The following is a 7922-nucleotide window of genomic DNA, read 5'->3' as shown; positions in this document are numbered from 1 at the left end:
AAAAACTCGGGTAGCTAACCCGAGTTTTTTAAAATTAATACATCCTTTGGTTCAATTTCTATTTCATTTTCTAAAATCTCTCCATTAAATAAATTAGTGTGTGAGTTTTTTCCAAGTGATACCTTTTGTAATATATTGCTGTGGTTTAATATAAATATATATTCATTATTTTCCTTCACTCTTCTAGTTATCTCTACCTCTGCATCAGTTTTAATTATAGGTTTAATATTCTTTTCTCCGCAATATTTTTCAATTAATACTTTTATTAAATTGTCCTCTGGTTCCGATGCCACATATATGGCCTTTCCACTTCCATAAGAATTCTCTGTTATTGCAGGTAAGCCTTTATAGTAATCTTCTGTGAAGGTTCCTAGTACAATTGCATTTTCATTGTGAACTACTTCGCATATTAATTTACATTCAAAGGTTTTCTCATTTTCCTCCAGCTGCTTTTCTACCCTTATTCCATTCTTCATATCAGGATATAGTGCATCAACCTCTTCTACCCATATACCAAGCAGTTCCTTAAAGGCACCTGGATATCCACCAAGTCTTACAATATCATTTTCATCAACAATGCCACTAAAGAATGTTGTTATGAATGTACCGCCCCTACTTACAAATTTATTAATATTTTCTATAGAGGCATCACTAACCATATATAAAAGAGGAGCTATTACTATTTCATATTTTGATAAATCTGAGGTAGGTTCAACTATGTCTAACGGTATATTTAAATCATATAAGGTTTTATAATATTTCATTATTCTATCAATATATGTTAAATCTACACTAGGTCCACTTGAGTATTCAACTCCCCACCAATTAGCCCAATCCATAATTATTGCTACCTTTGATTCAGTTCTAGCATCAATTATTTTATCCTGAAGGTATTGTAATTCCTTGCCTAATTTGCTTAGTTCTTTTCCAATCCGCGTATTTTCATGTCCAACATGAGGCACCATAGCAGCATGAAATTTTTCACAGGCTCCTAGAGATTGCCTCCATTGAAAAAACATTATTCCATCGGCACCGTGGGCTATACATTGATAGCTTAACAGCCTCATTACCCCTGGTCTTTTTTGAGCATTATAGGCTTGCCAATTTTGCTGACTAGGTGTTTGCTCCATTAATAAAAAGGGTTTTCCTTTTTTTAATCCTCTTATCACATCATGTCTAAAAGCAATTACACTTGGATGATCTTTATTTGACGGATAACTATCCCAAGAAGCAACATCACATTGTTCTCCCCACCTAAATAAGTCTAACTCATGGCTTATACTCCATATATTAGTAGTAATAGATGTTTCCTTATGATATTTTCTTATTTCCTGCACTTCTCCATTAAAGCATTCTAACAAACTATTTGACATGAACCTTTTGTAATCTATAGCCATGGGCTGAAAATAAGTTCCATCTCTTCCTGCTAAAGCACCTGGTAAAATCTCTGTTAAAGCAGATGGTACCTCAATTTCATCAAAGTCATATATTGTATGACCCCAAAAGCTTGTATACCAACATCTATTTAAATTTTCTAAAGTTATATATTTATTTTTTAACCATTGTATAAAAGCTTGTCTACAATTTTCACAGTAACAATAGGCACCATATTCATTGTTAACATGCCATAACACAATTGCTGGGTTATTTTTATAATGTTCAGCCATTTTTCTAGCTATAGTACTTGACAATCTCTTATAGTTGGGACTATTTGGACAAAAATTCACCCTTCCACCATGTTTACGTTTGCGACCATAAATATCCGTTCTTGTAATATCCGGATATTTTTTACTCATCCAAGCTGGCTGCGCTGCAGTTGGTGTAGCCATGTTTATGAAAATACCATTTTCATATAGAAGATTTACTATTTTATCTAACCATGAAAAATCAAATTCCTCTTCACTTGGCTGCAATTTAGCCCATGAAAATACAGGGAGAGTTACAACATTTACTCCATGAACCTTCATCTGTCTTATGTCTTCTCTCCAAACTTCTTCATCCCATTGATCCGGATTATAATCAGCACCATAAAAAAAACCTTTAATTTTATCATGAATCATTGAAATATCGCTCCTTATAGCTCCATACAAATCCATTTTATTTCATAAGGTTTTAACGAAAGCTTAACAGCACTATTTTTATCTCTGTAAACTTCTGTTTCCTGTACTTTATCTGAATTATTTATAATTGCCACATTGCCTGTTTGCAGGTAAGCCGCACACTCAGTATTGCTGTTTGAAGTATACCAAGTGAACATTTCCTCCTCTTTAGCTGCTGCCCAATATAAAGCTCTTAATAAAATTCTTACGTTTTCTGGTGTATAAGGAAGTCCTGAAATATACACTGCTCTACCCTTGCCAAATTCGTTCACAGCAAGATTTATATCTCCATTATTCATTGAAAGAATCTGTGTGCTATCGCTAACTCTATATACATACTTCATTCCTTCGCCAAAATCTATCTCTGACTTTTGATCTTGTAATATAAAGTGGGTCTCCTCTTGAGCCTTATCATGTCTAGTGTAACTTAATGTATAGCCCATTTCTCTATCCACACCTAGTATATCTGAGAGCTGGAAGTACTTACCTTGATGCTGATATGCAGTTGGTTCACCTATACCAATGAATCCGCCTCCATTATGTACCCATTCTCTTAGCTTACCTGTTACTTCATCATCTACCCAATACTTATCTCCTGACCATGCTGTACCAGCATCACCAGCATTTATAATTACACCTATATCTTCCGGTATGCCCTTTTTCTTTATATCTTCAAAGCTCATAAATACCACATCAACTGGCATACCGCTTAAACATTCTATTACCCCTACATAAGAATATATTTTCTTATACCATAAAGCATGTGCCACCATATTAGTCTGCCAGCTTCTAAGCTTTCCCCAAGCATTTAAGACAGCTACTTTAAATTTGGCAGTATAAGCTTTGGTTCCTTCCATCTTGTAATGGATTTCTCTAAATTCATTAGTGATTTCTTCTATCTTCTCTACAAACTCTGGAAACTTTAGCGCAAGACTCAAGTATCCACCATAACCCATTCTTTCCACTGGTTTTCTAAGTATTGCACGCCTTGCTTGTACCCAATTTTCTACTGCTTCCTTTGTTGGGTTTCCACCTTCATAAAAGGTATCTGGAAAGAAATATGGTAGAAATCTTCCTTCTGTATATTTTACGTGAGGAATATCGGAAATCAATCTTAAAGTAGCTCCGCTTCCCACAGAGCCTACCACTGAATCTAATCCAATGTTTCCAAAATAATCTCCATAAGGTTCTGTTCCAATCCAGTTATCACCTAAAAACATCATTGCTTCTTTTCCATAGCTATGACATAAATCAACACATTTTTTAGCATTTTCAGATACAAAACCTTGAACAAAATCAATCCAATCTAAAAATTCCTTAGAAGGTACTCTAAAGGGGGAATTATAATATCCTTCATCAACGAAAGCCTCTGCTCTCAGCCTGTAGCCTTTTACCTTTTCAAATTCATCCATGGCCTTTGGACTTACACTAGCACTGTATCCAAACCAATCAACAAACTTTTCCTTTGCTTTGTCATTATAAGCTATTGTGAAGTGGTAAAAAAATGTAGTAAATCTAACAACATCTACACTGGGATTCTCTTTAAGCCAATTATCTAAATAGCTAAAGATATGCTCCCTGGTTTCTTCATGGATTGCATCATAAGGCATCTCCGGTGCTGTAGTCCAATTATTTGTTAGATGATTATACATTTGAGTTGTATCCCAAACTTGATATGCTAAAAAACTCACAGTATATCTGTGCCACTTTTTAGCATTGTTGATTACAACCTTTTGAGTGTCGCAATCAAACTCCCATTGGTTCACATCTAACAACTCGCCACTAGTTCTATCTATAACCTCCCAATATCTTTTAATATCATGGTCTTTATCTATTTCAAATTGTTTATTAAAGTATCCATCTAAAAGGTCTATTTCTAATACCTCGTTTGCAGCGGTATTATGCTTAGACATTAAATACTGCATTTGCAGTTGATCTCTATGGGAATAGGCCCACTGTTGATCATTTCTAACAGTTAAATAGGTTGTGTATACCTTAACTGCCATATCCATTAATTCCTTTGATAGTATAGTACCATCACTATTTCTAATGGCATCTGCTCCCCATTTTTCTATAATTCTCTTAACCTCATTATTAATTCCTGTTTCCGCCGGTAAAGTAAATCTACCTTTTCTTAAATCTTCTATCACTGCCTTTTCCTCCTTTTACTCGGAACACTGGATTTTCACTACAACACACTATTCCTTCACAGCACCTGCAGCTATTCCACTAAAAATATATTTCTGGAATATAAAGTAGATTACTAGAGTTGGAATCATAACTATAACCGCTGCTGCACTTAGCTTTGGAATAGAAGAAGTTCTAGGATCAGTAATACAATTAAAAAGTAATGTACTTAAAGTTCTATGCTCCTCTCCTGGCATATATAAAAATGGTATATACATGTCATTTAAAACATCAACAGCTTTAAGTATGCCTAAAGTAGCTGTTGCAGGAATCACCATAGGAAAAATTATTCGCCAGTAAATTGTAAAGTAAGATGCTCCATCCATCATGGCACTTTCATCTACTGAAACCGGTATCTGCTGTAAAAACTGATTATAAATGTATATTTGCATTAAATCTGCACCGGCATATATGAGTATAGGTGCTAAAAGAGTGTCATATACACCAATATTAGTCATTAATCCAAATCTTGATATTTCAGTAACAATACCTGGTATTATTAATCCAACTAGGAATATAGCAAAATATGCTTTTTTTAACTTGAAATCAAATCTAGTTAAACAATATGCAACCATAGTGCTAAGTAAAGAATTTATAACAACTGAAGCTACAACCAATATCATGGAATTTTTAAATCCAACAAACACATTTGTACTTTTAAGAACCTCTTTATAATTTTCAAAATTAAGACTAGTAGGTGGTTTAAGTGCTGATTCTGAACCAATCTGAGGTAAGGTTTTAAATGATGCAAAAACTGTAATCAGTATTGGCAAAATTACTATAGCTGCTATAAATATAAATAGAAGTATTTTTAGTACTCCACCTCCACTGCCAGATCTCCTTGTAATATTAATAGTGGTTTCCTTTTTTATTTCTAAGTTAGCTTCCATTTTCTCACCCCTTTAAGTTAAATAATTTTTTTTGAATAATGGAGAAAATTATTATTATTATCATCAATACAATTGCCATTGCACAGGCTAATCCAAAATTTTGATATTGAAAGGCTGTATTTATTGTTTGTACTGTAAAAGTTTCGCTAGCATGATTTGGACCACCGCTAGTCATAACATAAGGAATATCAAATATCTGCAAGGCGCCTCTCACGTTCAAAAATAATACTATTTCAACAACAGGCTTTATATTTGGTAATACAATGTGATAAAACTGTTTAAAGGTGCTTGCTCCATCAATAATAGATGCTTCAATCATGTCCGTTGGAAGGGATTGAAATGCCGCTAAAAAAAGTATTATATGGATACCAGAAAATTTCCATAGAGAAACTCCAGTAAGAGAATAATTAACAATGTTCGGGTCGCTAAGCCATCCTATTTTATCCATATGAAAAAACTGCAGCATACTATTTAACACTCCATCTTGTGAGCTATAAAGAAAGATAAACATACAGCAAACTGCAACTGTGTTAATCATATAAGGTAAAAATGTAATAGTTTTGAACATCTTACTATATCTCACTCTTTGGTCTAATAAAAATGCTAAAAATAATTCAATAGGTATAAAAAGCAAATGCCCCACAAAATATATACCGTTATTTTTTAGCGATACCCATACCTCCGGTGAATCAAATAATATTTTCTTGAAATTTGTTAATCCCACAAAGGTTTTTGTAAGACTCAGTCCATCCCAGCTTGTAAAGCTTAATGCTACTAGCCTTATTAATGGGTATATCATAAATAAACTTATTAAAATAGTGGGAATAAATAAAAATGTAACTAGCACTAAGTTCTTCTGCATCTTTACATTATTTTTAAACATAACCCGCCTCCTAGCCTGTAAATTAAAAGAAGAATAAAGTAGCTAAAGGCACCTTATTCTTCTTTTATTTAATTATTTTACTTTTTAATTACCTCTTGCTTTTTTCCATTGTGTATTTAAATCATTCATTATAGAATCTAAACTAGTTTTGCCTGCCATCATCTGTTGACCTATACCATTAACGTCAAATTTCATGGCATTCTTTACCTTGTTATAATTATCATCATAGAAAACAGTTATTGACTTAGCATCAACACCATCAAAGGCTTGGGTAAAGAATTTATCATTATAACTTACACCCTTTATTGTTGGCTTTATATTAATAGCAGTAGCCATCTGGGTATAATAATCACCAAAGAACCATTCAAGGAATTCTTTTGCTTCCTTTTGATTTTTACTAGTTTTAGGAATTCCCCAGAAGAATTCAGTCATTGCAGTAGTGTAGAATGGATCGCTGGTAGTATTCCTTGTTGGTAATAAGAAAACTCCTAAATTCTCATCCTTACCTCCATTTTGGTTATAATCACTCTTATACCAGGAGCCAGCTGCAAACATAGCTGCTTTTCCGGCTACAAACATTGCTCTTTGTTGATCCCAACCATAGCCAAGTGGATCATCTCCAAAAACCTTAGCATCATACAATTTTTGAATCTTTGTATATGCATTGTAGAATGGCTGTCCTTTTGTAAAAGGATCATCCTTAGTAGCCATCTTGTTGTAGTATTTTCCATCTCCTGCTTCAAGCATTGGCATATATTCATTTAATGGATAATTTACCCAAGAATCCTTTAAGCCTAATGCAAGTGGTGTATATTTCTTACCATCTTTTATTGTTTGACTAACCTTTAAAAACTCATCCCAAGTCTTAGGTATTTCTAAATTGTATTCTTTGAAAATGTCCTTGTTGTAATAAACAAATTCATTAAACACTGCTTCTGGTAACCCTATTACATTTCCTTTAATCATAGTTTCCTTAGCATATATATTGTTTGCAGTTGCCTTTAAATCATTTAAAGGTACCATAGTATCACCATAGAGTGAAAGATTTGCTTGTCTAATTGGGAATACATCTGGCAGCTGATTTGCCGTGCTTCTTATCTTCATTGTATTATCATATTCAGTTTTTGCAATTTTTTCCACTTCTATAGTTACATTTGGATGCACCTTTTTATAAGCATCTGCTATCTTATTAGTTTCTGTAAAATACTTATACTCGTCGTCTCCCCAAAGAGCCATTTTTAGGGTTACCTTTTTATCGCTAGATGTTGATGCACTATTTGTATTTGAGCACCCTACAGCGGTGCTTAGTAGTGTTGCTCCTACTAAAGCTACGCTTAAACTTTTTAATAATTTCTTTTTAAGCACTTTTTTTCCCCCTTCACATTTTATAGTTATACTTTAAATATTTTTACAATTTTATTGAATGATATATATTAATGTTTTTTTGATTTATATTATCCTCTTGATTTAAACTTGCATAATTGATTAAAGATACGCCCGAATTATAAAAATAAGCGCACCTTTCCGGTACGCATCACAAATAGCCATTTATTCTGATTTTTTCAATCGAATATTCAGCTTACTTCAATTATTTGCTTCTTTCTCCCTGAATCTTTTTTGACCAGGGCATGTATTGATCTAAAATTTCAGGGTTTTGAAATCGTCACAATAGCTCACACCAATTCGTCCATTTTTGCTGTCTGCCTTCAGCCAATAACTACGAACATGCGCCCAACAATTTTCGAAGGTAACGCCTTCCAACTTATCTTAGGCAGAATAACCATCACAAACAATCGTTCCAGATTAGGGCAAAATAGCCCCCTAAGATTGAAAAAGACGACTCAAAATTCACATATGTGAATT

The 7922-nt window shown here is 33.5% G+C and carries 5 protein-coding genes and 1 pseudogene; all 6 read right to left on the bottom strand.

The genetic code is table 11. From position 1 onward, the window contains the following. Nucleotides 1-14 precede the first annotated feature (14 nt). Nucleotides 15-2060 (bottom strand): beta-galactosidase, encoded by a 2046-nt coding sequence (locus V7150_RS25950; RefSeq protein WP_335524068.1) that lies wholly within the window; start codon nt 2058-2060, stop codon nt 15-17. A gap of 14 nt (nt 2061-2074) precedes the next feature. Further along, nucleotides 2075-4249, bottom strand: a complete 2175-nt coding sequence (gene gnpA, locus V7150_RS25945) for a 1,3-beta-galactosyl-N-acetylhexosamine phosphorylase (protein WP_335524067.1) — start codon at nt 4247-4249, stop codon at nt 2075-2077. A gap of 48 nt (nt 4250-4297) precedes the next feature. Beyond that, nucleotides 4298-5176 (bottom strand): carbohydrate ABC transporter permease, encoded by an 879-nt coding sequence (locus V7150_RS25940; protein ID WP_335524064.1) that lies wholly within the window; start codon nt 5174-5176, stop codon nt 4298-4300. 4 nt (nt 5177-5180) lie between these two features. Then, nucleotides 5181-6059, bottom strand: a complete 879-nt coding sequence (locus V7150_RS25935) for a carbohydrate ABC transporter permease (protein WP_335524062.1) — start codon at nt 6057-6059, stop codon at nt 5181-5183. A gap of 84 nt (nt 6060-6143) precedes the next feature. Further along, nucleotides 6144-7424 carry an ABC transporter substrate-binding protein gene (locus V7150_RS25930; RefSeq protein WP_335524059.1) on the bottom strand — a complete coding sequence of 427 codons (1281 nt, stop codon included), beginning with the start codon at nt 7422-7424 and terminating at the stop codon, nt 6144-6146. A 279-nt stretch (nt 7425-7703) separates the two neighbouring features. After that, nucleotides 7704-7862: pseudogene (locus V7150_RS26700) on the bottom strand (IS66 family transposase); the annotation flags it as partial. Nucleotides 7863-7922 lie beyond the last annotated feature (60 nt).

The organism is Neobacillus drentensis (assembly GCF_036965245.1).
Classification (GTDB): Bacteria; Bacillota; Bacilli; order Bacillales; family Cytobacillaceae; genus Neobacillus; species Neobacillus drentensis_G.
Note: the sequence above shows the minus strand (reverse complement) of the source record. Positions and strands in the feature narration are given on the sequence as shown.

Bases quoted from the DNA above. Each gene is read 5' to 3' on its own strand.
- V7150_RS25950 (WP_335524068.1), bottom strand. From the start codon at position 2,060: ATGATTCATGATAAAATTAAAGGTTTTTTTTATGGTGCTGATTATAAT.
- V7150_RS25940 (WP_335524064.1), bottom strand. From the start codon at position 5,176: ATGGAAGCTAACTTAGAAATAAAAAAGGAAACCACTATTAATATTACA.
- V7150_RS25935 (WP_335524062.1), bottom strand. From the start codon at position 6,059: ATGTTTAAAAATAATGTAAAGATGCAGAAGAACTTAGTGCTAGTTACA.